Raw genomic sequence first — 22,374 nt, forward strand, 5'->3', positions numbered from 1 at the left:
GCTTACGGGGGAGTCGTCATGGTCCTCCAGGTGCTGGTTGAGGGGGTGTCTTCGAGGACTATTCCGGCGCGTGCGAGATCGTCGCGAATGCGGTCAGCTGAGGCGTAGTCGCCTGCCGCTCGTGCCTGCTCGCGACGGGCCACCAGGACATCGAGGAGGTCCGCAAGCGTGTCACGGTTGTCATGCTTCGTCGGACGGGTCTTGTCATCAAGGTGCATGCCGAGCGCCGTGAGCATTGCCGATACTGCTCGATACTCCGCGGATGCGATGGCTCTCTCGCCGCGATCGAGTGCCATGTTTCCGGTGCGGACATGCTCGTGAAGGACGGCTAGAGCCGCTGGCACGTTCAGGTCATCATCCAAGGCATCAGCGAATTGGCGAGGAAGGGCATCGACTGTGTGTGCTGCGGCGACAGCTTGTTGCTGATGCCGCTTCAGGAAGGTCAAAACTCGAGCGAAGGCCGCTTGGGCGTCGGCGAGAGCGTGCGGGTGATAGTCGAGCGTCGACCGGTAGTGAGCACTCAGCAGGTAGTAGCGCAGGGAGTCCGGGCCGACAGTTTGGAGGAGCTCGTCAGCGGAGACCCAGTTGCTGAGCGACTTGGCCATTTTCTGCCCGCCGACGGTGACCAAGCCGTTGTGGACCCAGTTCCGGGCGAATGCGTCGCCGGCAGCCGCCGATTGGGCGAGCTCGTTTTCGTGGTGTGGGAACCGAAGGTCAAGACCGCCACCGTGGATATCAAAAACGGGCCCGAGATAACGGTGCGACATGGCCGAGCACTGGATGTGCCAACCAGGTCGGCCAGCCCCCCATGGGGAGGGCCATGAGGCCGACGCCGGTTCGTTGGGCTTCGTTCCCTTCCAGAGAGCAAAATCTCGTGCATCGCGCTTCGCGGCGCTGGGGGCCTCATCGGAATCGGGGATGCTATCCGGCTTCTGCCTCGTCAGCGCACCGTAGTCGCCCCAGCTGCTGACGTCGAAGTAGACGTCTCCAGATGCGTCGCTAGCAGCGTAGGCGTGACCGCGCTGTATCAGCCTCTCGATGAATGCTTGCGTGTCAATGATGTGGCCCGAGGTGCGCGGCTCATACGTGGGCGCCAGGATTCGCATCGACGCGTACAGCCGCGTGAATTCTGTTTCGACACGGTATGCGCGGGCCCACCATGGTTCGTCTTCGGTGGCCAAGGCGAGGACTTTGTCATCGATGTCCGTCACGTTTCGTACGAGGGTGACGGTGTATCCGCGGTGGGTGAGCCAGCGGTTCAAGAGATCGTAGGTGAGGGCACTTCGCAGGTGCCCGATATGTGGCGCGGACTGAACCGTGGGCCCGCAGAGGTAGATGCTGACCTTTCCTGGTTGGACGGGGATGAATGCGCGCACTGCGCGGGTGCGACTGTCGTAGATATGGAACATCTGTGCTCGCACCCTTTCTGATCTCTTCCGTGCACGCGGTCACGACCGCGGGGCTGCCACGAACGATAGGCCAGTGGGGCTGAAGAGGGTCTCGTGGGGCTTGTTCACGATCACGGCGAGCGTCGACTGGCAGTGTGCACACCGCATCACTGACCCCATGGCGGTGATGAACACGTGTGCCACGGCGAGCTCGAAGATGCGTTGACAGTGGCGACACCGTGCAATGGCCGCAGTCATTTCGACGCCGAATACGTCAGCAAGCACTCCCGCAAGAGCGTTTCCGTCTACGTAACTCATCCGATTCCTCCAAATCGTTCCGTGCGGATTCTTGCGGGGTCGTGGCCAAGCTGAACAAGCCAACCAGCAACCGCCTCGACGAACGGCGTGGGCCCACAGACGAAGATCCGCGGTGCTGCTGAGGAAGGGAAAGTGAGGGCACCAAGCGATTCCCTTGTTAGCCGTCCCGCCGGGCGGTCGGCCCCGGGAGGTGGCTCCCTGGTGTGTACGAGGTCCACGGTGGTCCTCGCGAATGCGGCGATCTCCTCGGAGAAGAACACGTCCTGAGGTGTGCGGACGGAGTACAGCAAGCGAAAAGCGACGCTGTCTGCCTCCAGCTCCCGAGCGACCGCCATCGCGAACAGCGGGACTATACCCGACCCTCCCGCTATGAGCTGCACGGGTGTTAGATCGGGTGTCGAAGGATCCCATACGAAGTAGCGGCCAAGTGGGCCGTGCACCTCTACTTCTTCACCCTTGCTGAGATGGTGGACGAGAAAGGGCGATACCTCGCCGCCATCAACCTCTTCGACAGCCAAGACCACTCGCGTCGTCTCGCCAGAGCTGGCGACGGAATACGACCTCGCAGCCTGGTAGCCATCAGGGGCGGTGAGACGGATATCCAGGTGCGCACCGGGGTGATTACCAGGCCAAGTAGGTACATCGAGTTCAATACGCACCGCCGATCTTGTCTCGCGGCGAATGTCCACTACTCGCCCGATGTGCCATTTCGCACGGGTCAGTAGCGTCACGAGTAGCGCTCCTCCAACCAGGGATCGCCTCGGAGGTGATATCCGTTCTGCTCCCAGAAACCGGGCTCATCAAGCGACATCATTCGCATCCCGCGGACCCACTTGGCGCTCTTCCAGAAGTAGAGATGGGGTACGAGAAGACGCGCCGGTCCACCGTGCTCTGGCGTAAGCGGTTCCCCCTCTGCTTCCGTGGCGATCCAGGCCTGCCCATCGAGCAGGTCCTCGACTGCAAGGTTGGTGGTGTAGCCGCCATAGCTCTGCACCATCACGTAGTCGTGCAGCGACTCCACGTTCTCGAAAATCTTGTCAAGCGACACCCCGCGCCACGCCATGTCCAACTTGGACCAGTGCGTGACGCAATGAATGTCGGTGACGATCTCCTCCACGCCGAGCTCGTGGAGTGCGTTCCAATCCCAGCTGTGCTCGGCGCCCGTCTCTGTCCTGATCGTGAAAGACCACTGGTCATCCCCGATCTCGGGCGTTGGACCTGCCGTGAGCACCGGCCAGTCATCGGCCAATGTTTGTCCCGGAGGCAACCGTGGGTCGCTAGAGGCGTGTCGGCGACCGAAACCGCTGTTAATGACTGACATGGGACTCCTTCACTCGGGACTGCCACGTTCAATCCGAGCAGCATCACAGCGAACGGGTCCACGCGATCGAGCTCGGCAAGATGAAGCTGGCACCATCCAATGGCTTACGCAAGACGCGTACGATAACGCGCCCAAACGCAGTTACCAGGTGCCGTTCAGGGATGTGAAGACGGATGCTCCACTCCGATCGTGAGGCGAACACTTCGTCCTGGATTGTTCGATCATCATACGCCGGTCATGTAGGACCAACAGGTCCATTTTTACAACTGGGTGCCACGTGACCGGGAAGCTGAGGACGGAGCGAAAACTCCGGCAAACGCTGGTCTGCTGGCCCCCTTGTGTGGGATCAACAGCGCCCGCTCATCCAGTAGGCTTTTCGCAGACGAGGACCCGAGGGTCCAAACGAAGAACTAAGTAGACCAGTGGGATTGAAATGAAGCCGCACGACGACACGCGATAGCGCCGGCCAACTCATTCGGCGCGCCTCGATCCACGCACCTCCACACACGAAGCCTCCCGGATTCAAAGCCTGGGGGAGGGCTAACCTGGGGGTGTGACTACTAGCAGCGCCGACGCGAGTGTGCGCCGTTTGACGTCGCGTGGGAAGGCCACGAAGCTGCGCATCGTCGAGGTCGCTGATCAACTGATGTACGAGCGGGGCGTTTCGGCTACCACGCTTGCTGATGTTCGGATTGCTAGTGGGACGTCCAAGTCCCAGCTTTATCAACATTTCGCCAGCAAGGCCGCACTAGTGGGGGAAGTCATCGAGGTTCGGGCCGAGAAGGTGCTTGCGCAGCAGCGTCGTCGGCTGGAGAAGGTTGACTCCATTCGCGGGCTCGAGCTTTGGCGTGATGAGCTCGTGGAGCGCAACGCGATCCGTGATGGGGCGTTCGGGTGTCCCCTTGGGTCAATGGCTAACGAGATCGCCGACCAAGACGATGAGGGCCGACGCAGGATCGCCGCGCACTTCGATGAGTGGCTTCAGCTACTGACCGCCGCGCTTGACAGGCTGAAAAGTCATGGAGTGATCAGCGCGGACGCTGATTCGCGGGCGCTAGACGATATGGGTCTTCGGTCCTCTTGAGGCTGGGGCCTCGATTCGCGTAAGCGTGGGTTACCAGTCCGGTGGGGACTGGTCTATCCGACAGGCGAATGGAGGCCCCAGTTGATTACTCAGCGTACGAGCGTCGGACTGGATGTGCACGCACGGAGTGTGGTGGCGGCGGCGATCGATGAGCAGACCGGCGAGGTCCTCCGGCGACGATTCGGGTATGACCCCGCCGAGGTCGTCGCCTGGGTGCGGTCTTTGCCGCAGCCCGCGGCGGTGACGTACGAGGCCGGTCCGACAGGTTTCGCGTTGGCGCGACTGTTCGCGGTGTCGGGGATCTCGTGTCTTGTCGCGGCGCCGTCGAAGCTTCAGCGACCGTCAGGGGATCGAGTCAAAACGGACGCGCGGGATGCGTTGCATCTGGCCAGGCTGTTGCGGTTGGACGAGATCGTCGCGGTCCGGGTGCCGACGATCGAGCAGGAGACCGCACGGGATCTTGTCCGCACGCGGGAAGACAACCGGGCCGCGCTGATGGCGGCGCGGCATCGGCTGTCGAAGCTGCTGTTGCGGCACGGGATCCTCTACGACGGCAAGTCTGCGTGGACGGGCGCGCACGATGCCTGGCTGCGACGGCACCGCTTCGAGCATCCGGGCCTGCAGGCCGCGTTCGACGCGGACTACGAGACCGTGCAGCAGATCGGTGCCCGCAAGGACCGCCTCGACAAGCTGATCGAGGAGCTGGCGGAGACCAGTCAGTACGCGGCCACGGTGCGCCGGCTCGGCTGCCTGCGGGGTGTCTCGACGCTGACCGGGTTCGCGTTGGCCGTCGAGATCGGCGACTGGGACAGGTTCACCGGATCGACCATCGGTGCGTTCCTCGGGCTGGTGCCCTCAGAGTTCTCCTCAGGCCAGTCCAGGGTTCAGGGATCGATCACGAAGACCGGCAACACGCACGCCAGGCGCCTGCTGGTCGAATCAGCCTGGCATCACCGCAAGCCGTACCGACCCGGCGCGGTCATGCAAGCGCGGTGGGCTCAAGCTTCGGGGATGGCCGTCGCGCGGGGCGACGCCGGCAACCACCGCCTTCACCACAAGTGGCAGCAGTTCACCACCCGCAAGAAGCGTCCCGTGATCGCGAACGTCGCTGTCGCCCGCGAGCTCGCGGGCTGGTGCTGGTCCCTGGCCGTCATGCCCGACTGACAGCCCCCGACCGGTCGACGGCGCCGCGGACAACGGTGACGGCAACGCGAGGAGCGACCCGCGATTTAGCTATGAGCAGCCTGCCCACGGCGGGCGACGCTCGATCCTAGACAAGCGGTTCCGCTCCAGCCGAACAGCCCGTCCTGCGGTAACCAACCCGCGCATATCAGTCTGACCACGCGTCGCCACGACACGCTCGTCAACCGAGACCACGACGCCGTCGACCCCACGAAAGAGCGCCCGGAGCTCGATCACTCCGGGCGCTCTTTCCCCTGCCACTTGACAGGAACCAGTCACATATCAGCTAACGGCCTCCTCGCTGCAGTGCAGGGAGGGTACTTGCTGGCAAAAACTTTCCGTGATGTGCAGCCCATGCGAGTGGCGCTGGACATGGCAATCGCGCAAGTTCGGATGTTTTCAACCTAGTCCGACCCCTCGTCTGGTCATTTGGCCTCCCCGCTGTAGACCGTGCGCGCGACCGAAGTTAATTATGCGGGCGTCCATTCGCGCAGGAACGCCAGCACCTTCGCATCTGGCATCTCGCATGATCGAAGAACGTCGTCTCGACGGGTGCGATACACGTTCGCGCTGATGAGGTCCTGTCCGCCCAGCTCCGCCGCAGTGACACTAATACTTCGACCTCCAACCCGAGTCGTCCGGGACAAGCCGTAGGCGCGCCCTCGATAGCTGGCACGTGTCCAGCCCTCAGGAATTCTCTCCACCAAATCTGCCAGACGCGGGGACCCGAGGCTTGCTGATGTGCCACCGTCGTGGACGGATGGGATCTCCTGAGGGCTCGATTCGCTGTCACCCATCACCGCTCGTCTCCGGCAGCGGCAGTCATGCCCTTTCGGGCGATGTCGATACGGTGAGATGCATCCTCGCGTCGAATCTGATGAGCAGTTTCAAGCACGTTGTCGATGTCCGCTTCCGGGATGAACACGGCTCCAGACGAGTCGCAGAATACGTACTGGTGCGGGTATGCGCCGACGCCGCCGATGACTACCGGCACGTTCGATTGGAAGGGGGTCACGTCGCCACCGCCCCACGCGACCGCTTCGCCTGAACACCACGCCGCGTACGGTTCGTTGACCAGCTCGTCAAAATCACGCAGGCGCCCGTCGGTTAGCACCCCCGCCAGGCCTGCGGTGGTGACGCGTGACAGCTTTGTTCCGCCAGCGAGCGACGTCGACGTGTACCCGTTACTCGCCATGACGAGAACCGTGTGCGCGGGATCGCTTCCTCCGCCGTGCACGGCCTCGTGAAATAGTCGGTCAAAGTTGAAATCGTCCGGATTCAGTCTTGATCTGCATGCGGGGAAGAATGAGATCGTCACAACTCTGCCAAAGAGCGTGCGACTCGGTACTGGACTTACAAGGCCGGTGAGGTGCGCCCGGTGACGGTGCTTCCGGCCGACGGCGTCCGTCACGTCAGCACAGCTCAATCCCGCAGCCAACTCCGCTCGTCGGATGTCGACATTCTGGTCGCGGGCGTCAACTGCATTGTCCTCCACGGCAACACTCTTCTCAGGCGACCCGCGACGGAGGTGATGACGTTAACGCTCCAGCTTCAGACTTTGCCGGACCGCTGAGATCACACGCAGTCCATCCGTGACAGCGGCATCGCACATTGTCGGGCGCCAGTCCTCGATCATCGCGTGAGGCGCCGCCGCCCGGACGAACGTGCTGGACGGCGCACGTTGGCTTGTCGCGGCTGAGTGGGTGTGGGGAAGTCGTCGTAACGGCTGTTTTCACCTTTTCTGAGGCTCGCTGCCCGCGTGAGAGGGCCGGATGGGCCGGATGCTGCAAGGTCAGCACGAGTCAGCCCATACTCGAGCGGGCGCATCAGTCTTCGTGACATCGAAGATGGCGTCTGCGGCGGCCCTGGGTGCACTGTCCCGGCTGTAGCGAATCTGTGCTTCGAGTGATTCGTCGCTGAGACGGGTGTCGCCCTCTAGCCACACCCCGAAATGCCAAACTCCCCGCAGTTCTGGTCGCAGGAGGAATCGGCCGTCGACGATCAGCACCGCGTCGCTAGGAATCACCGTCTCTGAGGTATCTGTGGACAGGTCGCCGTCACGGAAATGCGAGACGATGTCGCGCAGCCGACTGTAGTCGTCGTCGGCGAGATAGCCCTCATGCCGAGGAAACGAGAGATTACACCCTTGCGCGGGATCGGAGGTCGCCGTACTTGTCGACCGGACAACTACCCGCGACCTGGCTCTGATCGCCTCCGCCAGCGAGAGAGCAAACCCACCGGATACTTGTGCATCAACTCCGTCGATCGCGATGAGAACGCGCCCCCGTGGGTGGTGCTGGATGATCTCGCCGACGAGATCATCAAAGATGGTTGCACTTTCGGCCGTTGTCATGAGGGTCAGTATCCGGCACGCACAGTTGCTGTCGCAACGGCTATTGGCCCAGCAGGACCAGTTTAGCGATGTAGCTTCAGCGCGCCCCGCGTCAAGATGAGCCTTGGCCCGTAGGCCGGTGTCCGGCAGCACGCCTCCGATGGCAGCGTATGTTGGTCCTGTTGGGCCAGTTCTGGGGATGGTGTTATCCAAACTCCTGGAACCTTCTCATCCCAGAAATGGACCGAGAAGTTGCTTCACCGGCCCATCCCACCGCGATTCTCGTGTCCGGGCTGCAACTAATGGACTTTCCCAGGGTGCCGGAGGGCAACATGACGGCGACCATAGACTGGCCCGGTCATGAATCCTGACGCTCTCGCCGAAGCCCTGCTCGCCGTGATCATTCCGCTTGCGGAGGCACGGCGCTCCGGATCGACAGAGAATCTAAGCGTCGCTGACCTCCTGCTGGGCCGGCCGAAGAACCGCGACCACGGTGACTGGGCCTCCAACGCTGCGCTCAAGCTCGGCAAAACGGTCGGAGCGAATCCGCGGGAGTTCGCGGCCGAGATCGCAGAGGCCCTGACGGCGACTCCCGGTGTCGCGACCGTCGAAGTGGCCGGCCCCGGCTTCATCAACATACGACTGGAGACCGCGGCAGCTGGGTCGGTGGCGCGGGTGATCGTCGAGGCCGGCGCGGCCTTCGGCACCAACGACTCGCAGCGTGGCAACTCGATCAACGTCGAGTTCGTCAGCGCGAATCCGACCGGTCCGTTGCATATCGGCCACACCCGCTGGGCGGCGCTCGGTGACTGCATCGCGCGACTGCTTCGTGCCAGCGGTGCGACGGTCGTCCGGGAGTTTTACATCAACGACGCTGGTGTGCAGATGGATCGTTTCGGCCGCTCGGTGATCGCGGCGGCGAAGGGCGAGCCCGCACCGGAAGGCGGCTATTCCGGGGCGTACGTTGACGAGTTGGCGCGGCGGGTCATCGCGGCGCGGCCCGACTTGCTCGGCTTCGACGACGCTGAGCAGATGACCACTGCGCGTGATCTCGCGTACGGCTTCCAGCTCGCCGAGCTGCAGGCCTCACTCGCAGCCTTCCATGTGGCCTTCGACGTCTGGTTCTCCGAGCGAGACCTGCACGCGGCCGGCACCGGCGGGGCTCCCAGCCTCGTCGAACAGGCGGTGGGCCGATTGCGGGCGCAGGGCCACGTCTTCGATGCTGATGATGCGGTGTGGGTGCGCACCACCGAGTTCGGCGATGACAAGGACCGAGTGATCCGTCGATCCAATGGCGAGTACACGTACTTCGCTGCTGACGCCGCGTACTACCTCAATAAGGGCGACCGCGGCTTTGCGCACAAGATCTATCTCCTCGGAGCTGATCATCACGGCTACGTTCATCGGCTAAAGGCACTCGCCGGTGCCGCCGGGGACGACCCGGAGAAGGACATCGAGGTGCTGATCGGCCAGCTGGTGTCGGTCAATGGTGCAAGGCTCTCCAAGCGCGCCGGGAACATTATTGAGATGGACGACCTTCGTGAGTGGCTTGGGACCGATGCATTGCGATACTCGCTGGCACGCTACCCGGCCGACTCGCCGCTCACGCTTGACCCCGAGTTGCTGCGCAAGCGGACGAACGACAACCCCGTCTTTTACGTGCAGTATGCGCACGCCCGTACGCATAACGTCGGACGTAACGCGGCCGCATCAGGTGTCGACCGCTCGGAGTTCGCGCCCGAACTGCTCGACCACCAGACGGAGGCCGCACTTCTGGGCGCCCTGCAGGAGTTCCCGCGCATCGTCGGCTTTGCTGCGGAGTTGCGCGAGCCGCACCGCGTCGCGCGCTATCTGGAGGAGCTGGCCGGACTGTACCACCGCTGGTACGACATGTGCCGCGTGATCCCACTCGGCGACGGACCCATCGAAGCCGTGCACCGAACGCGGTTGTGGCTGAATGACGCGAGCGGTCAGGTTCTGCGCAACGGACTCGACCTTCTCGGCGTCGACGCGCCTGAACGGATGTAGCGCGAAGGACCACGACGGCCGCCGAGGCGGAGGCCGGGCATCACTGCATGCGGGACGATCACGATTTCCGACGCCGGGACTTCGATCGCGTGTGTGGCGGTAACTGGCGGCGACATCACGGCCGATGAGCTTCGCGACTGATTCGGCCGACTGGCCGATCTCGTCGCCGAGGACTCGCCGCGGGGCCGACGCTGAGACAGCTGACGTTCTCGGGGGGATTAGGTCGTCGCGGACCTCGACGAGAACTGCACGACTATCACCGATCCCGTGGGGGAGGGGACGGCTGCCCGAAGGCCCAGCACATGAGGGCTCAGGCCGGTCAACTCCACGTGCGTGCGGCTCGCTCCGCCCAATATCTGTCCGTGGGGATCAACAGTCGGTCGAGTTCTGCGGCGTCCATGATCAACGGTTGGGCACTCGTATTGCTTATCAATTGAGTGGGGGTTACCGCACCGCTGAGGATGATGTGAGCCCAGCTTTGCGCGAGGGCCACGCCGATTGCGAGCGCGTCGCTGGTGGTGCCAGCCGCAGCCGCGAGGCGGTCCACCTCGGGTGTCCCACCTGGCGCGAGGCGACCGTTGGCCATGGCTTCCTTCACGATGACCGTCCACCCGTGGTCGGCAGCGGTCTCGAGAGATCGCTGTGCCGATCGTTCGAGCAGGTTCCATGTGGTCTGCACAGCGGAAAACGGCGATGATGGAAGGCTCAGCGCTGTGTCGATGGCCTGTGCTTGATACGGGCCGCTGGTGGTGAGCCCGACTTGCGTGCCCTCGTCCGTCACAGCTCTCAGCCGCGCGAGCAGAGCGGGATCGCTGAGCGCCGGGCTGTCAGGAGTTACGGAGTGGACCAGATAGAAATTTGGAGTGCTCCCAAGGGCGGCACGGCTCTGGGGCCACTGCTTCTCGAGCATCTCAAGACTGTGTTCTTTGCGTTCGTGGACTGTCGCTTTGGGGTCCCATCCGGCAACGTACTCGTACCCCCATTTTGAGCTGACCAAGAGTTGACCGCGGCGAGTCGGGTGCAAGGTGAGCCATGCTCCCAGGAAGTCTTCCGCGTGCCCGTACGAGGGGGCGCCGTCAAGGAACCGGATGCCGAGTCGCCACGCAGCATCCAACACCTCGAACGTCCGGGCACGCATGGCGTCGACGCTTCGGTCGCCAGGAGCGCCGAAGGCATCGGTTCTGCCCGCCGTGAGGTAGACCGGTCGTCCGAGAGCCGCGAGTCCAAGCCCAATCCTGCCTATCTCCTGGCTGTGATCTGCCTCGCTCTTCGCGTGTGCGCGAGGTTCTTCGCGGCCGGCATGGTCAGCGACTTCGTTGTGCGCGGTCATGTTCTCCTCCGTTTCGTGCCTCACGACGCTGAGCTCCAACACAGCTGGCGACCCGTCCTGCCCGTATGGGTCACGAGTAGCGCTCCTCCTGCCACGGATCACCGCGGAGGTGGTATCCGTTCCGTTCCCAGAACCCGGGCTCGTCGCTGGGAATCATCCGAATCTCGCGGACCCACTTGGCGCTCTTCCAGAAGTAGAGATGGGGCACGAGAAGACGCGCGGGTCCGCCGTGCTCATCAAACAAGGGCTCACCTTCTGCCTCGGTGGCGATCCAGGCCTGGCCGTTGAGCAGATCCTTGAGGGGCAGATTGGTGGTGTAGCCGCCATGGCTTCGGACCATGGCGTAGTCATAGGACGTCTTGACGTCCTTGAATAGCCGGTCCAGGGAGACTCCGCGCCACGCCATGTCGAGTTTCGACCAGTGGGTGACGCAGTGTATGTCGGCGACGATGTCTTCCACGCCCACGTCTTGGAGCGCGTTCCAGTCCCATCGGTGCTCGTTGCCCGTCTCGGTCGTGATGGTGAACGTCCACTCGTGCGCTCCGATATCGGGCGTCAGGCCAGCGGTCAGGACCGGCCAGTCGTCGACGACTGTCTGGCCCGGTGGCACCCGTGAATCGTCGTCGCCGCGACGCCCACCGAATCTGCTGTTGATCACTCCCATCGGATAGCTCCTTCGTTTGTCACCTGGGTCTTGGGTGTGCTCGTGCGACGCCGACAGCCACGGGGATATCCGACGCTGTGCAGGGCTCAGCCGTGACCATCGTTTTGGTCAGAGAATTCGGCTCGATCACAGTGCGGATCCCGGCCCATGACACGAGAGCGCCCGCACCGAGAAGTGCTGCCGTGACGACAGCGGCGCGGTGAAACCCTGAGAGGTCGATTTGCCCTCCGACGATCACGGCGAGCAAAGCAACAATGACGAGACTGGAAAGTCGGGCAACCGCGTTGTTGATCGCCGACGCGGTTCCGGAGCGTTCGATGGGCACCGAGCCGAGCACGGCGCTCGTCAGCGGCGAGACGGTCACCGTGAGGCCGGCTCCGAACACGATGACGCCAGGCAGCACTTGCAGCCAGTAGTTGAAGTCGACTGACACGGTGAGAAGCATTAGCGAGCCAAGGGCCATCATGATCGGCCCGACGGTCATGAACAGTCGTGGTCCGAAGCGACCACTGAGCGAACCGATGGCGGAACTTCCAAGGATCATGATGATCGTCATGGGCAGCGATGCCAGCCCGGCAGCGGTCGCAGAGAGGCCAACCGACTGCTGCAGGAAGATGGCCAGGGCGAACCCGTTTAGTGACAGGGCTGCGTAAACGAAAATCGTGGCCAGATTTCCGCTCGAGAAGTTTCGCTTCTTGAACAGCTCCAGCGGCACGATCGGGTGTGAACCATATCGCTGCCGGGCGATGAAGGCGAGGAAAAGCGCGGCACCCCCGATCAGGCATCCGAGCACGAGAGGCTCGGCCCAGCCTTGGCTCGGTCCCTCGATCAGCGCAGTCACGAGACCGCCCAGGCCCAAAGCGCATAGCGCCGCCCCGAGAATGTCGACTCGCCCGCCCGTCGGTACGTCGCGCAGTTTCACCACGGCGACGAGGACCAGGACGATCACGATCGGTAGCAGGTTGATCACGAAAAGCCAACCGCCACGACAGGAAGTCCGAGAGCAGTCCGCCGACTATGGGGCCGACAATGGAGGCCATGCTTGTGGCGGCAGTCCAAATGCCGATCGCCCGAGCCTGGGCAGCACCGCGGAACGTGGACGTGATCAATGCGAGCGAGCTCGGTACCAGGAACGCGCCCGCGGCGCCCTGCACGGCCCGGAAACCAACGACCAGTTCCACGGTTGGTGCGAGGGCGATGGCCGTGGAGGCAACCGCAAACCCGACTAGACCTACGCGAAGCACCAGAGCGCGACCCAGCGAGTCGCTGACAGAGCCAGCGACGAGGATCAGCGAACCGAGCGTGACCAGGTAGGCGTTGATCATCCACTGCTGCCCCACGAGACCCCCACCGAGGTCGTCGGTGATTCTGGGCAGCGCGACCGTGAGGACCGTTCCGCTCATGAAGACGACGAACGATGCTCCCACTGCGATCGAGAGCACGAGCCGTTCGTGGCGGGACACACCCGTCACCTTACGCCCAGCCTTCCGGACCAACCAGTCCAACGACAACATTTCCACGTCCTGAGTCACCCCGGTGTGTCCGGAGGGCAGATTCCTTGGAAGGATCTGTCTTATGGGACGTCCCAGTAAGTACCCGCGTGAGCTTCGTGAGCGCGCTGTCCGTATGGTCGCCGAGGTGCGGCCCGATTATCCGAGCGAGTATGCCGCGATGACGGCGGTGGCGGGGATGCTCGGTATCGGTTCGCCGGAGACGATCCGGACGTGGATTCGCCGGCGTGAGGTCGATGCCGGCGACCGGGCGGGTGTCACGACCGACGCGCAGGCCGAGATCAAGAAGCTGAAGCGGGAGAACGCCGAGTTGCGGCGGGCGAACGAGATCTTGAAGGCGGCTTCGACTTTCTTCGCGGCCGAACTCGACCGGCCACACCTGCGTTAGTCGCCTTCATCGAGGCGCACAAGGACCGCCGGGATGGTGGGCTGCGATGGGGTGTCGAGTCGATCTGCGCCGTGCTGAGCCAGCATGACGTGAAGATCGCCCCATCGACCTACTACGACGCGAGGCGCCGCGGCCCCTCACCCCGGGGGGTGTCGGACGAACGGTGGAAGTCGATCGTCCTGGCGACGTGGCAGAAGCAGCGAAAGCTCCTCGGCGCCCGGAAACTCTGGCTGAGGCTCCGTCGTGATGGGCACGATATCGCCCGCTGCACGGTCGAACGCCTCATGCGAGAACTGGGCATCGCCGGTGTGATCCGCGGGCGCCGGAAGCGTCCGGTCGATGCGGACCCGCGGGAGACCAGACCAGCTGATCTCGTCGACCGGCATTTCGCGAGATTCCGCACGAACCAGCTCTGGGTCGCCGACTTCACGTATGTCTGGACATGGTCCGGGTGGGTCTACGTCGCGTTCGTGTTCGACGCGCACTCCCGCCGCATCCTCGGCTGGCGCGCCGCCACTTCGATGACGACACCGTTGGTTCTGGACTGTCTCGAAATGGCGCTCTGGACGCGTCGTCGTGAGGGCATCGCTGGGTTCGCCGGCCTCACCCATCACACGGATGCGGGCAGCGTTTACACGTCGATTTCCTTCACGGATCGGCTCGTGGATGAGGGCATCGACGCGTCCGTCGGCAGCGTCGGCGATGCGTATGACAATGCCCTCGCGGAGTCGCAGATCGGGCTCTACAAGTCCGAGCTCATCCACCACGAAGGCCCCTGGCGCGACGTCGACCAGGTCGAGGTTGCCACCGCGAGCTGGGTGCAGTGGTTCAACACCGAACGCACCCACAGCTCGATCGATGACCTCACCCCCGTAGAGGCCGAGCAGCTCGACTACGCTCACACCGAACCCCTCGAACGAACGGGCTGACACCAGCAAAACGCTCTCCGAACATGCCGGGGTGACTCATTCCGCCTCCTCGAACGACTCTTCCCTCAGATCAACCGGGTCCTCAAGATCAACCAGCTGGACACCATCACGGACGACGTCATCGAGGCCGCCGCCAGCACCCTCGTCATTGGCAACCAGCGACACTAAGCGATCACAGAACACCGCCAAAAAGCGCCAACTCCACAGGGAACCGTGGCGGAGCGTGCACTCGGCCGTTTGGCACTCCGGCGATTTCTTCATCGTTCAGAATGAGCGCGCCAACGGACCCTTCGACACGATGAGCTTCCTCGGATGGGACGCCGACCGTTCGACCTACTTTTCATGGAGCATCGAGAATCACGGATTCGCGCGTGAGTATCTCGTCACCGTCGACGGAGACGTCTGGACCCTCACCGGCGACGAGGAGCGCGCCACCATCACGTTCAACGATGACGGACGCACTCAAACCCATCACTGGGAGTTCAGGCCGGAAGGCGAGTGGATCACGCTCTGCAATCGCGTTGCAACCCGCATCACCTGAGGATCCGCCGCCCGAGTGTCATGACAGCATGAGTGCGTGACAGAGTCCACACCACACGAAAGAGGGGTTTGACCGACCATGCGCATCAACGTGGATGAACTTCTCTTGGGCGTCGCCGGGGTCTCAGCGACCTTGCTCGGAACATTCATTGTGGGAGTGTTCTTCTATATCGACACCGATATGCACCGCCGACTCATGGCGTCGGATACGGCCGATCGCTATCTGCGTTCGGGTGTGCGTTGGGTCTTCGTCGTCTACGCGTTGGCACTCTTCGCATCATTGGCTCTCGCGGCGTTGGACACGATCTGGGGTGCCGCGGCGTTCATCGCCCTGAGTGCGATATTGGCGGTCTCCACGGTCGACACGGGGCGGCGAATGTTGATGAAGGGCGGATCCGGCGATTCGTCGGCACTCCTGGTCAATCAATGGACGAGCACGGCGGCCGTCGTCGTGTTGATCGTTCTTCCCTGGATCATCGGAGGATGGGCGCCTCCCACGTCCGCTTTCGTCCCGTCGATCCTCATCGCCCTTGCCGCTGGCTTCACAAGCACAGCGGCCTTGATCATGTCGCAATTCGATGCAACCGCAGCGATGGTCGATTCGAGTGGCCCAGACCACGAACCGGAGATTGCCGAGTCGTAGACGAGCTCGGTCTTCCCCGGTGCTATTTCCCGGGACGACCTCGCCGTAGACTCCGGTGATCCGCCGCCTGGGTGGGGTCGATCGAGTAATCGGAGGAAGCATGCGGCTGGGAATGGTCGGCCTCGGCCGGATGGGTGCGAATCTCGCGCGGAGGCTGATGCGGGACGGTCACGACACCGTGGTCTTCGACGTCGCCGAAGCGGCGGTCACAACTCTCGAAAGTGAGGGGGCGGAGGGCAGCCGCAACATCGAGGAGATGGTTGCGAAGCTGCCGGCGCCACGTGTCGTGTGGCTGATGATCCCCGCAGGACTCACGGGAAAGGTAGTCGACCAGGTCGCCGATGTACTCGAGCCCGGCGACATCATCATCGACGGCGGCAACTCCAACTACAGAGATGACGTCCGCCGGGCCGCGAAGCTGAAGGAGCGTGGCATCCACTACGTCGACGTCGGCACGAGCGGCGGCGTGTTCGGACTGGAGAGGGGCTACTGCCTCATGGTGGGCGGCCCCGACGAGGCGGTATCGGTGATCGAGCCGATCCTCAAGACGATCGCACCCGGGCCGGGCGAGATCCCTCGAACTCCCGGTCGGGAAGGCGACTACGCGCCGGAGGAGCAGGGCTACCTGCACTGCGGGCCGTCGGGCGCGGGGCACTACGTGAAGATGGTGCACAACGGCATCGAGTACGGAATCATGGCGGCGCTGGCGGAGGGGCTGAACATCCTCGACAACGCGGATGCCGGCATCCGAGAGTCCGAGCATTCCGCCGAGGTCGCACCACTGGAGGAGCCGGAGTTCTACCAGTTCACGGTCGACACTCCGAAGGTCACCGAGCTGTGGCGTCGCGGATCGGTCATCTCCTCATGGCTGCTCGACCTGACGGCTGCGGCGCTGGAGGAGAATCCGACGCTGGACGGTCTCGCGGGTCGCGTGTCGGACTCGGGCGAGGGGCGATGGACGATCAAGGCCGCTGTCGACACCGGAGTGCCTGTCCCGGTGCTCGCGGCGGCACTGTTCGAGCGCTTCGCCTCCCGCGGTGAGGATCACTACGCGAACCAGCTGCTCTCGGCGATGCGCCTGCAGTTCGGCGGGCACGCCGAGCTTCCCGCCGGTGACGTGCTGGAGGCCGGCAGCCGGAAGGCGGACTCCGCCAGCGCGTGACCTCGAGCGTGTACCGGGATCCAACCGGCAGCACCGGAGGGGCTCGCGCACGAGGGGCCCTCGCGCCGGACGACCACGACCTAGCATTGGGGCTGTGACCAAGCGTCGAGCACCCAAGAGCGTGAGCCTGTTGATTCTCGGAGCCGGGGGCGACCTGACTAAGCGCCTGCTGCTCCCGGGGCTGGCGAGCCTGCTGTCGTCGCACGACTACGACGTGCAGGTGATCGGCGCGGCTCGGGAAGAGCGCACGGACGCGGAATGGCGGCAGCTGATCCGCGACAGCTTCGCGCTGGTCACCGATCCCAAGAACGCCGACCGCTACCTCGAATCCGCCCGGTATATCACGGGAGACGTGACGGATGCCGAGCAGCTTCGCAGTCTGATCGCGGCGTGCGACCACACGCCGATCATCTACTTCGCCCTGCCGCCCGCCGTCACCACCAAGGTGTGTGCCTCGCTGCGTTCGCTTGACCTCCCCGATGGCACTCGCCTCGCGCTCGAGAAGCCGTTCGGCACCGATTTGAAGTCTGCGCGCGCGCTGAACCGACAGATCGCGCAGCTTGTGCCCGAAGAGCAGGTGTTCCGCATCGATCACTTCCTGGGGATGTCGATGGTGCTGAATATCCTCGGCCTGCGCTTCGCGAATCAGTTTCTCGAGCCGGTGTGGAACAGCCGCCGCATCGAACGCGTCGAGATCGTGTACGACGAACTGCTCGGACTCGAGGGGCGCGGCGGCTACTACGACCACGCGGGTGCCCTCGTCGACATGCTGCAGAGCCATCTGCTCGAGGTCCTCGCGCTCGTCGCGATGGAGCGGCCGCCGCGGCTGAACGAGGTCGAGCTCCGATCGAATGCCTCCCAGGTTCTGCGCGCCACCCACGTGTGGGACGACGATCCGGCTACTTCCAGCCGCCGGGCCCGCTACACGGCCGGCAAGGTGGGCGAGCGATCGATGCCTTCGTACACGGATGAACCGGGGGTGGATCCGGCGCTAGAGACCGAGACGTTCGCGCAGGTCACCCTCGAGGTGGACACCGCGCGGTGGCATGGCGTGCCGTTCGTGCTGCGGTCGGGCAAGGCTCTCGGCAAGTACGTGACTCGGGTGCGCGTGCACATGCGGCCGGTGCCGGCAATCCCCGGGTTCGGCGGCGCTCCGGCGCCCGACTGCATCACGCTTGATCTCAAGTCGGGCTCAGTCGAACTCGATCTGACGATGAACGGAAGTGGCGACGCGTTCACATTGGAACGCAGCACCCTGGTTGCGAAGAAAGAGCTGGGCGACCTGCTCCCCTATGGTCAGGTGCTGCAGGGCATCGTCGAGGGTGACCCGCTGCTGTCGGTGCGGGCCGACATGGCGGAGGAGAGCTGGCGCATCTTCGAACCGGTGCTGCGCGCCTGGCGGAATGGCGAGGTCCCGCTCGAGGAGTACACGGCCGGCTCCCTCGGCCCGAAGGGCCGGTAGCTCGGATCCGCGCGGGCAGTTCTTCCGATCCGAACCGCCTACAGCTCCACTGCTAGTTGGCGGAATGTAGGAATCCGCCACTTCGCGTGGATTCCTTGTCCGTAAGTCGCTGTCAAATACCGTGGAATAGCGGAAACCTTCGCCATTTCGGGCGGGAACCTACAGAAACATCTTGGGTTGAAGAAGTGCTATCTTCGAAACGAGTGACAAAGAAGACCCATCTTCACCGGATGAAGGAAGAACAATGATCGTCGTGAATCTGCGCAAGTCCTACCGAGAGGTGCTCGCCGGCCTCAGGGATATGGAGGACGCCACTCTGGGCTGGTGGGCCGGGGTGACCGATGAGGCTGTGGAACGCTACGGCGATGTGGTCGTCGGGGTTTACAACGACCAGGTGGTCTCCGTCTATGACGTGAAGTCGCATGAGCGCCAAGAGGACGGCCGCGTCTACTTCGACGCCGAGGAGTCGGTGGAGTTCGCCTCGTTGGTGGGGCAGAAGAGCCCCGTCAAGCCGTGGGTCCGTGGCCAGGCGCGTCCGATCCAGTACGTCGACACCGACGTGGTTCGTCACGGTGACGCGCCGATCGAGGAGATCCAGGATCACCGTCGCGCTGTCGTCAGCGGATACGTCCTGACAGTCGACGCCGACGGGATCGCGACGGTGGAGCCGCCCGAGGGTGGCGTGGTCATCGTTACGGCTGCTGGTTCGAGCGGCAAGCTGCTCTCGGTGCCGGTTCGTGGTTGAGCTGATGCGAGCGTCCGTGCATCCTCGGGGGATTGCGCTCGCCGTTGCGGAAGTGGACGGCGAATGAGCTCGCTTCAATTGCCGGCTTCGTGGGATCGAGCTGGACTCGAGGAGGTGGGCTTCGCTGGCTTCGTCGCCTTCGCCGAGCTCAACACAGCCAATGTCCCCCGTTCCCCCGGCATCTACCTCGTGCTGCGAACAGCGAGCACACCGCCTCACCTACTCGAGGTGACCAGAGCACGCGCCGGAGCGGCTTACCCCCTCGAGGACTTGTCCGCTCGATGGATTGAGGGCACGCCGGTGGTCTACATCGGGAAGGCCGAGGCAAAGGCCGGCGGGCTGCGCAAGCGACTGGGCCAGTTCGCGCGAAAGGGTGCCAGTCATCAGGGTGGACGGTCCATCTGGCAGCTGGCTGATCAGGACGAGCTGCTGGTCTGTTGGGCCACAACTCCTGACGAGTCGGCAGAGGCTGTCGAGATCCACTACCGCGCAGTGTTCGCGGAGCGGTATGGGCGCTGGCCCTTCGCCAACAGGAAGCGGTAACCGGTGCGTGATTGACTCACGCAGTCTGTGAGGATGCTCCGCGGTGGGGCTTGAGCTGCATGATCCGATCAGCCTTGCCCTGTTCGATCGCCGCGGGCACCTCGCCCTTGCGGGCACCCGACCGCCCATAGAGCAAGATCTTGATCCCTGTCTTGGAGACCTGCGCGTCGGCGGCGATCGAGAGGATGGTCATGCCCGATGCCATGAGTTCTCGAACGCGTTCGCGCACGGGCTCAGCGGGGACACGGGGAGCTTGTGCGGGAATGCCCGCTTGCCGTGCTCGTCGTCGTTCCTCGTTCAGCGACGCATCCGCGCAGGAAATCTCGGCAGGGCAGTTCGAACGGTCTTTGCAACCGAGCTGGTAGCCATAGGCCGTGCCGTGATGTTTCGTCTCGATGTTCTGACCCTGCCGCCCGGCCACCCATGCGCGGTGGTACTGACGGCCTGCCTCGATGCATTCCGGGCGATCACACCCTCGAGCCCGGCAAGCGTTCGTCCCATGGGGCTTCAGCTCGCGCGGCGCCGCCGGCGTCCGCTTCACGAGGCGGTGTTGCGGCCGGCGCGGACGGGCAGGCGGTTCTGGCCTCGCGGACGCCGCATGCTCCTCCCACGCCGCCAGGGCACAGTCATACTCCGTTCGTGCGGCATCCGCTGCAGCGGAGATCGCTCCGTCCAGGGAGATCCCTGTGCTCAGGGCGATCCGGGTTTGCTCGAGCATCAGCTTGGCGCTGCGCAGAGTTGCACGGCCCCGCCGGCGATCGGCCGCCCATCCGGCCAGGTCTGCGACGTGCGCGTCAAGCGCGGAGCGATACTCCTCGAGCGCTCGCCGCCAGTCGGCCGCCTGCTCAACGGGGAGTTCGGCAGCGAGGGTCTCAGCGTTGGAAAGCCAGGCATATCCGGGGTGCACCCTTGGTGCCGCGGATTCGGGAGCTACTGGGGGTGACACCGCTGGGGTGGCGCGTGTCGGAAGTGCCACCGCGGGCGAAGCGCCGCGGCCGCGGGTGGACGATGGCTTCCGGTTGGCGGCGCGCGCTCGTGTGGTTCGCGCCTCAGCGTGACGGTCCGCGTGGGTCGCGGCTCGGTCGCGTTCTCGGACGCTGTCTCGTTCTGCTGTCTCGCGGGCGATGATCTCCTCGAGCGGGGTGCCGACGTCGATGAGGCGTTTGAAGCTCCAGTCGCCCGCGTATCTGGTGTGGATGTCGCGACAGCTGATCAGCGCGGGGCAGGCGGCTCCGCGGCATCCTTCGGTGAATCCTCGAGGTGTGCCGTGGGGGAACTGGTCGCCGATGATGTCGATCGTGTGCATTGTGCTGCTCGCTATCCGCGCAGAAGCTTCGTCTGCACGAGGAAGAGCAGTGCTGCGCGCTGGCTGTGGTTGAGGCGGGAGAAGTGTGCGGCGAGGGTGTCGAGGGCGGCGATGAACTCGTCCGGGACGCCGGCGAGCTCTTTGCGCGCGCGTGACTCGTTGGCGTCGCGTTGGTACTCGGCACGGTCGGTTGTGCGCCACTCGTTGATAGCCGCTTCGTCGTGCCATGCGCCGGAGATCTCGGGGGCGTACTGGCCCGCAGTGTAGATGTGGTCCGGTTGGCCTGCGGGTCGGTGGACGGTGACGATCGCGCCAATAGGGCTGGACGCGTAGCGCTTGAGTGTCCCGACCTGCCGCCCGGAATCGAGGATGTTGCCCACGATGGGGCGGTACCAGTGTGCGAGCTTTCCTGAGGCTGCTCGCGCTCGGCCGATGTAGACGAGCTGCTCGGTGCTTGTGGCGGGGTTGGTGTCATCCATGGTGGCTCCCTGTCAGGAGAAGCGCCGGCGGCGTGTGCTCGAGTGCGGGCTCGTCCACGTGCGGGAGGGAGAGGAGGATCGCAGTGGGGATGAGAGGGATCGCCGTGACCGGCGGTGCGGGCAGCTCTCGCGCGCACTCCATCTCGAATCCGCAGTTGCCGCAGCTGTAGGTGCCGTAGTCGTCGACGACGTCGTCCGGGATGTACATCGGGTTCGGCTCGTCGCACATGATGCAGCGCCGCATGATCAGTCCTCGACGATCCGCTGCATGGTGTCGACTATGGTGACGCGGTCCGCGGCGGGCACCGAGATCGTGCTGGTGAGCACGTATCCCGAGCGCCCGTAGTCGTCCAGCTCCTCCTGTCGCCGAGCAAGCGCCTGGTTCGTCTGAAACTCGGTGTTCGCCTCGGTGCTGAGGGCTGTTCGGATGCATCCGAAGAATGCTCTGCTCATCACTCACTCCATCTTCTTTGTATCTCTGACAGTTACAAAGTATCACGGGCCACAGACATGCGGCGAGCGGAAAGCCGAGGGCATGCCAGTGCTCACCTATAAGGGGTGGAAGCGGGCCGGAAAAGTCGACAGGTTGCTACAAGTGGTCGTGGTCGTGGTCGTGGTCGCGGTGGTGGCGGCGCAGCCCGCGATGTCGGAGCTCCTCGATAGGCTGACACTGTCAGAGATACAAAGGGAGCAAAAATGACGAAGTATCAGGAGCAGCTCGCCGATGATGTGAGCCGGCTGCGCACGGTCGTATCCGACGGCGTCACGAAGCGCACCGTCGTCACGCTGTCGGAAGGTGCCGCCGTCGAGGTGAGCGATGCGACGGAACACTTTTACGGCGTCTTTCCGTTGGTCGGGACAGTCACCGTCGGCAACGGTGTCGGGATTCACCGTGATCCGCACACGGGAAAGCCATGGTCGGCGGAAGAGGAGCACAAGCTCGAGGTCGTCGTGAAGCGCGCGTATCGCGTCGCTCGTGGCGCTCGAGCTCGAGAGGCCGCCCGGTCGCTCTAGTCCAA

Annotated in this window: 24 protein-coding genes and 2 pseudogenes; 12 read left to right on the plus strand and 14 right to left on the minus strand. The window is 64.0% G+C overall.

The features are described from left to right. Window positions 1-2: 2 nt before the first annotated feature. The 4 genes from cysS to ACWGUG_RS17165 are packed head-to-tail and all read right to left on the minus strand — an operon-like array spanning window position 3 to window position 3,027. Window positions 3-1,409, minus strand: coding sequence for a cysteine--tRNA ligase (cysS, locus tag ACWGUG_RS17150; RefSeq protein ID WP_282837944.1), 1,407 nt, complete (start codon window positions 1,407-1,409; stop codon window positions 3-5). A gap of 39 nt (window positions 1,410-1,448) precedes the next feature. Further along, complete coding sequence (locus tag ACWGUG_RS17155; protein WP_282837945.1) at window positions 1,449-1,706, minus strand: DUF6510 family protein; 258 nt, start codon at window positions 1,704-1,706, stop codon at window positions 1,449-1,451. After that, on the minus strand, window positions 1,703-2,437 hold the full coding sequence (locus tag ACWGUG_RS17160) for an FAD-binding oxidoreductase (RefSeq protein ID WP_345947492.1): 735 nt from the start codon (window positions 2,435-2,437) through the stop codon (window positions 1,703-1,705). Before ACWGUG_RS17160 ends, ACWGUG_RS17155 begins: the two co-directional genes overlap by 4 nt. Continuing rightward, on the minus strand, window positions 2,434-3,027 hold the full coding sequence (locus ACWGUG_RS17165) for a molybdopterin-dependent oxidoreductase (protein ID WP_282837946.1): 594 nt from the start codon (window positions 3,025-3,027) through the stop codon (window positions 2,434-2,436). The genes ACWGUG_RS17160 and ACWGUG_RS17165 overlap by 4 nt, the downstream gene beginning before the upstream one ends. 553 nt (window positions 3,028-3,580) lie before the next feature. Here ACWGUG_RS17165 and ACWGUG_RS17170 point away from each other — a divergent pair. Together ACWGUG_RS17170 and ACWGUG_RS17175 are read left to right on the plus strand one after the other, a co-directional pair. Then, on the plus strand, window positions 3,581-4,111 hold the full coding sequence (locus ACWGUG_RS17170) for a TetR/AcrR family transcriptional regulator (protein ID WP_282837947.1): 531 nt from the start codon (window positions 3,581-3,583) through the stop codon (window positions 4,109-4,111). A 132-nt stretch (window positions 4,112-4,243) separates the two neighbouring features. Further along, the gene (locus ACWGUG_RS17175) at window positions 4,244-5,275 is read left to right on the plus strand and encodes an IS110 family RNA-guided transposase (protein ID WP_376127427.1); all 1,032 of its coding nucleotides are present in this window, start codon (window positions 4,244-4,246) and stop codon (window positions 5,273-5,275) included. 814 nt (window positions 5,276-6,089) lie between these two features. Here ACWGUG_RS17175 and ACWGUG_RS17180 read toward each other — a convergent pair. Both ACWGUG_RS17180 and ACWGUG_RS17185 read right to left on the minus strand, forming a co-directional pair. Continuing rightward, window positions 6,090-6,788, minus strand: a complete 699-nt coding sequence (locus ACWGUG_RS17180) for an RraA family protein (protein WP_282837949.1) — start codon at window positions 6,786-6,788, stop codon at window positions 6,090-6,092. Window positions 6,789-7,085: 297 nt separating this feature from the next. After that, window positions 7,086-7,646: a nucleoside/nucleotide kinase family protein gene (locus ACWGUG_RS17185; RefSeq protein ID WP_282837950.1), complete on the minus strand. Its 561-nt coding sequence runs from the start codon at window positions 7,644-7,646 to the stop codon at window positions 7,086-7,088. Window positions 7,647-7,985: 339 nt separating this feature from the next. Here ACWGUG_RS17185 and argS point away from each other — a divergent pair, with 339 nt between their 5' ends. Next, a complete protein-coding gene (gene argS / locus ACWGUG_RS17190) occupies window positions 7,986-9,653 on the plus strand; it encodes an arginine--tRNA ligase (protein ID WP_376127429.1) in 1,668 nt (555 codons plus the stop codon). Window positions 9,654-9,972: 319 nt separating this feature from the next. Here argS and ACWGUG_RS17195 read toward each other — a convergent pair whose 3' ends face one another. The 4 genes and pseudogenes from ACWGUG_RS17195 to ACWGUG_RS17210 all read right to left on the minus strand — a co-directional run. Beyond that, entirely contained in the window at window positions 9,973-10,983 is a 1,011-nt protein-coding gene (locus tag ACWGUG_RS17195) for an aldo/keto reductase (protein WP_376127431.1), read from the minus strand. Between the two features lie 70 nt (window positions 10,984-11,053). After that, window positions 11,054-11,647, minus strand: coding sequence for a molybdopterin-dependent oxidoreductase (locus ACWGUG_RS17200; protein WP_376127432.1), 594 nt, complete (start codon window positions 11,645-11,647; stop codon window positions 11,054-11,056). Window positions 11,648-11,666: 19 nt separating this feature from the next. Then, on the minus strand, window positions 11,667-12,617 hold the full coding sequence (locus tag ACWGUG_RS17205) for an MFS transporter (protein ID WP_376127434.1): 951 nt from the start codon (window positions 12,615-12,617) through the stop codon (window positions 11,667-11,669). 61 nt (window positions 12,618-12,678) lie between these two features. Then, window positions 12,679-13,161 (minus strand): annotated as a pseudogene (locus tag ACWGUG_RS17210) (MFS transporter); the annotation flags it as partial. Between the two features lie 61 nt (window positions 13,162-13,222). On the opposite strand from ACWGUG_RS17210, the gene ACWGUG_RS17215 reads away from it, so the two are divergent. From ACWGUG_RS17215 to ACWGUG_RS17250, 8 genes and pseudogenes are all read left to right on the plus strand, one after another. Continuing rightward, window positions 13,223-14,475, plus strand: a protein-coding gene (locus ACWGUG_RS17215; RefSeq protein WP_376127435.1) for an IS3 family transposase whose coding sequence is annotated in 2 segments (ribosomal slippage) — window positions 13,223-13,505 and window positions 13,505-14,475 — 1,254 coding nt in all. Because the reading frame shifts where the segments join, the coding sequence is not laid out codon by codon here. Between the two features lie 18 nt (window positions 14,476-14,493). Further along, window positions 14,494-14,643, plus strand: a pseudogene (locus tag ACWGUG_RS17220) (AAA family ATPase); the annotation flags it as partial. Between the two features lie 55 nt (window positions 14,644-14,698). Further along, complete coding sequence (locus ACWGUG_RS17225) at window positions 14,699-15,016, plus strand: hypothetical protein (RefSeq protein WP_452325342.1); 318 nt, start codon at window positions 14,699-14,701, stop codon at window positions 15,014-15,016. A gap of 78 nt (window positions 15,017-15,094) precedes the next feature. Then, window positions 15,095-15,658 (plus strand): hypothetical protein, encoded by a 564-nt coding sequence (locus tag ACWGUG_RS17230; protein ID WP_376127439.1) that lies wholly within the window; start codon window positions 15,095-15,097, stop codon window positions 15,656-15,658. 100 nt (window positions 15,659-15,758) lie between these two features. Continuing rightward, complete coding sequence (gene gnd, locus ACWGUG_RS17235; RefSeq protein ID WP_376127441.1) at window positions 15,759-16,820, plus strand: phosphogluconate dehydrogenase (NAD(+)-dependent, decarboxylating); 1,062 nt, start codon at window positions 15,759-15,761, stop codon at window positions 16,818-16,820. A gap of 94 nt (window positions 16,821-16,914) precedes the next feature. Then, complete coding sequence (locus ACWGUG_RS17240; protein WP_282837952.1) at window positions 16,915-18,282, plus strand: glucose-6-phosphate dehydrogenase; 1,368 nt, start codon at window positions 16,915-16,917, stop codon at window positions 18,280-18,282. A gap of 244 nt (window positions 18,283-18,526) precedes the next feature. Beyond that, entirely contained in the window at window positions 18,527-19,027 is a 501-nt protein-coding gene (locus ACWGUG_RS17245; RefSeq protein WP_071044872.1) for a hypothetical protein, read from the plus strand. A 63-nt stretch (window positions 19,028-19,090) separates the two neighbouring features. Further along, a complete protein-coding gene (locus ACWGUG_RS17250) occupies window positions 19,091-19,570 on the plus strand; it encodes a hypothetical protein (RefSeq protein ID WP_376127443.1) in 480 nt (159 codons plus the stop codon). A gap of 16 nt (window positions 19,571-19,586) precedes the next feature. Here ACWGUG_RS17250 and ACWGUG_RS17255 read toward each other — a convergent pair whose 3' ends face one another. From ACWGUG_RS17255 to ACWGUG_RS17270, 4 genes are read right to left on the minus strand one after another with little or no spacing between them, the layout of a single operon-like run. Then, on the minus strand, window positions 19,587-20,876 hold the full coding sequence (locus ACWGUG_RS17255; protein WP_376127445.1) for a hypothetical protein: 1,290 nt from the start codon (window positions 20,874-20,876) through the stop codon (window positions 19,587-19,589). 11 nt (window positions 20,877-20,887) lie between these two features. Continuing rightward, complete coding sequence (locus ACWGUG_RS17260; RefSeq protein WP_376127447.1) at window positions 20,888-21,355, minus strand: hypothetical protein; 468 nt, start codon at window positions 21,353-21,355, stop codon at window positions 20,888-20,890. Then, window positions 21,348-21,599, minus strand: a complete 252-nt coding sequence (locus tag ACWGUG_RS17265) for a hypothetical protein (RefSeq protein ID WP_376127449.1) — start codon at window positions 21,597-21,599, stop codon at window positions 21,348-21,350. Before ACWGUG_RS17265 ends, ACWGUG_RS17260 begins: the two co-directional genes overlap by 8 nt. 2 nt (window positions 21,600-21,601) lie before the next feature. Then, complete coding sequence (locus tag ACWGUG_RS17270; RefSeq protein WP_376127451.1) at window positions 21,602-21,808, minus strand: hypothetical protein; 207 nt, start codon at window positions 21,806-21,808, stop codon at window positions 21,602-21,604. Between the two features lie 243 nt (window positions 21,809-22,051). On the opposite strand from ACWGUG_RS17270, the gene ACWGUG_RS17275 reads away from it, so the two are divergent. Next, on the plus strand, window positions 22,052-22,369 hold the full coding sequence (locus tag ACWGUG_RS17275; RefSeq protein ID WP_376127453.1) for a hypothetical protein: 318 nt from the start codon (window positions 22,052-22,054) through the stop codon (window positions 22,367-22,369). Window positions 22,370-22,374 lie beyond the last annotated feature (5 nt).

It is taken from the genome of Microbacterium sp. NPDC055455 (assembly GCF_053619935.1).

Excerpts from the sequence above, each read along its gene's own strand:
- cysS (WP_282837944.1), bottom strand. The coding sequence starts at position 1,409 with ATGTTCCATATCTACGACAGTCGCACCCGCGCAGTGCGCGCATTCATC.
- ACWGUG_RS17155 (WP_282837945.1), bottom strand. The coding sequence starts at position 1,706 with ATGAGTTACGTAGACGGAAACGCTCTTGCGGGAGTGCTTGCTGACGTA.
- ACWGUG_RS17165 (WP_282837946.1), bottom strand. The coding sequence starts at position 3,027 with ATGTCAGTCATTAACAGCGGTTTCGGTCGCCGACACGCCTCTAGCGAC.
- ACWGUG_RS17185 (WP_282837950.1), bottom strand. The coding sequence starts at position 7,646 with ATGACAACGGCCGAAAGTGCAACCATCTTTGATGATCTCGTCGGCGAG.
- argS (WP_376127429.1), top strand. The coding sequence starts at position 7,986 with ATGAATCCTGACGCTCTCGCCGAAGCCCTGCTCGCCGTGATCATTCCG.
- ACWGUG_RS17195 (WP_376127431.1), bottom strand. The coding sequence starts at position 10,983 with ATGACCGCGCACAACGAAGTCGCTGACCATGCCGGCCGCGAAGAACCT.
- ACWGUG_RS17200 (WP_376127432.1), bottom strand. The coding sequence starts at position 11,647 with ATGGGAGTGATCAACAGCAGATTCGGTGGGCGTCGCGGCGACGACGAT.
- ACWGUG_RS17230 (WP_376127439.1), top strand. The coding sequence starts at position 15,095 with ATGCGCATCAACGTGGATGAACTTCTCTTGGGCGTCGCCGGGGTCTCA.
- gnd (WP_376127441.1), top strand. The coding sequence starts at position 15,759 with ATGCGGCTGGGAATGGTCGGCCTCGGCCGGATGGGTGCGAATCTCGCG.
- ACWGUG_RS17245 (WP_071044872.1), top strand. The coding sequence starts at position 18,527 with ATGATCGTCGTGAATCTGCGCAAGTCCTACCGAGAGGTGCTCGCCGGC.
- ACWGUG_RS17250 (WP_376127443.1), top strand. The coding sequence starts at position 19,091 with ATGAGCTCGCTTCAATTGCCGGCTTCGTGGGATCGAGCTGGACTCGAG.
- ACWGUG_RS17255 (WP_376127445.1), bottom strand. The coding sequence starts at position 20,876 with ATGCACACGATCGACATCATCGGCGACCAGTTCCCCCACGGCACACCT.
- ACWGUG_RS17260 (WP_376127447.1), bottom strand. The coding sequence starts at position 21,355 with ATGGATGACACCAACCCCGCCACAAGCACCGAGCAGCTCGTCTACATC.
- ACWGUG_RS17265 (WP_376127449.1), bottom strand. The coding sequence starts at position 21,599 with ATGCGGCGCTGCATCATGTGCGACGAGCCGAACCCGATGTACATCCCG.
- ACWGUG_RS17270 (WP_376127451.1), bottom strand. The coding sequence starts at position 21,808 with ATGAGCAGAGCATTCTTCGGATGCATCCGAACAGCCCTCAGCACCGAG.
- ACWGUG_RS17275 (WP_376127453.1), top strand. The coding sequence starts at position 22,052 with ATGACGAAGTATCAGGAGCAGCTCGCCGATGATGTGAGCCGGCTGCGC.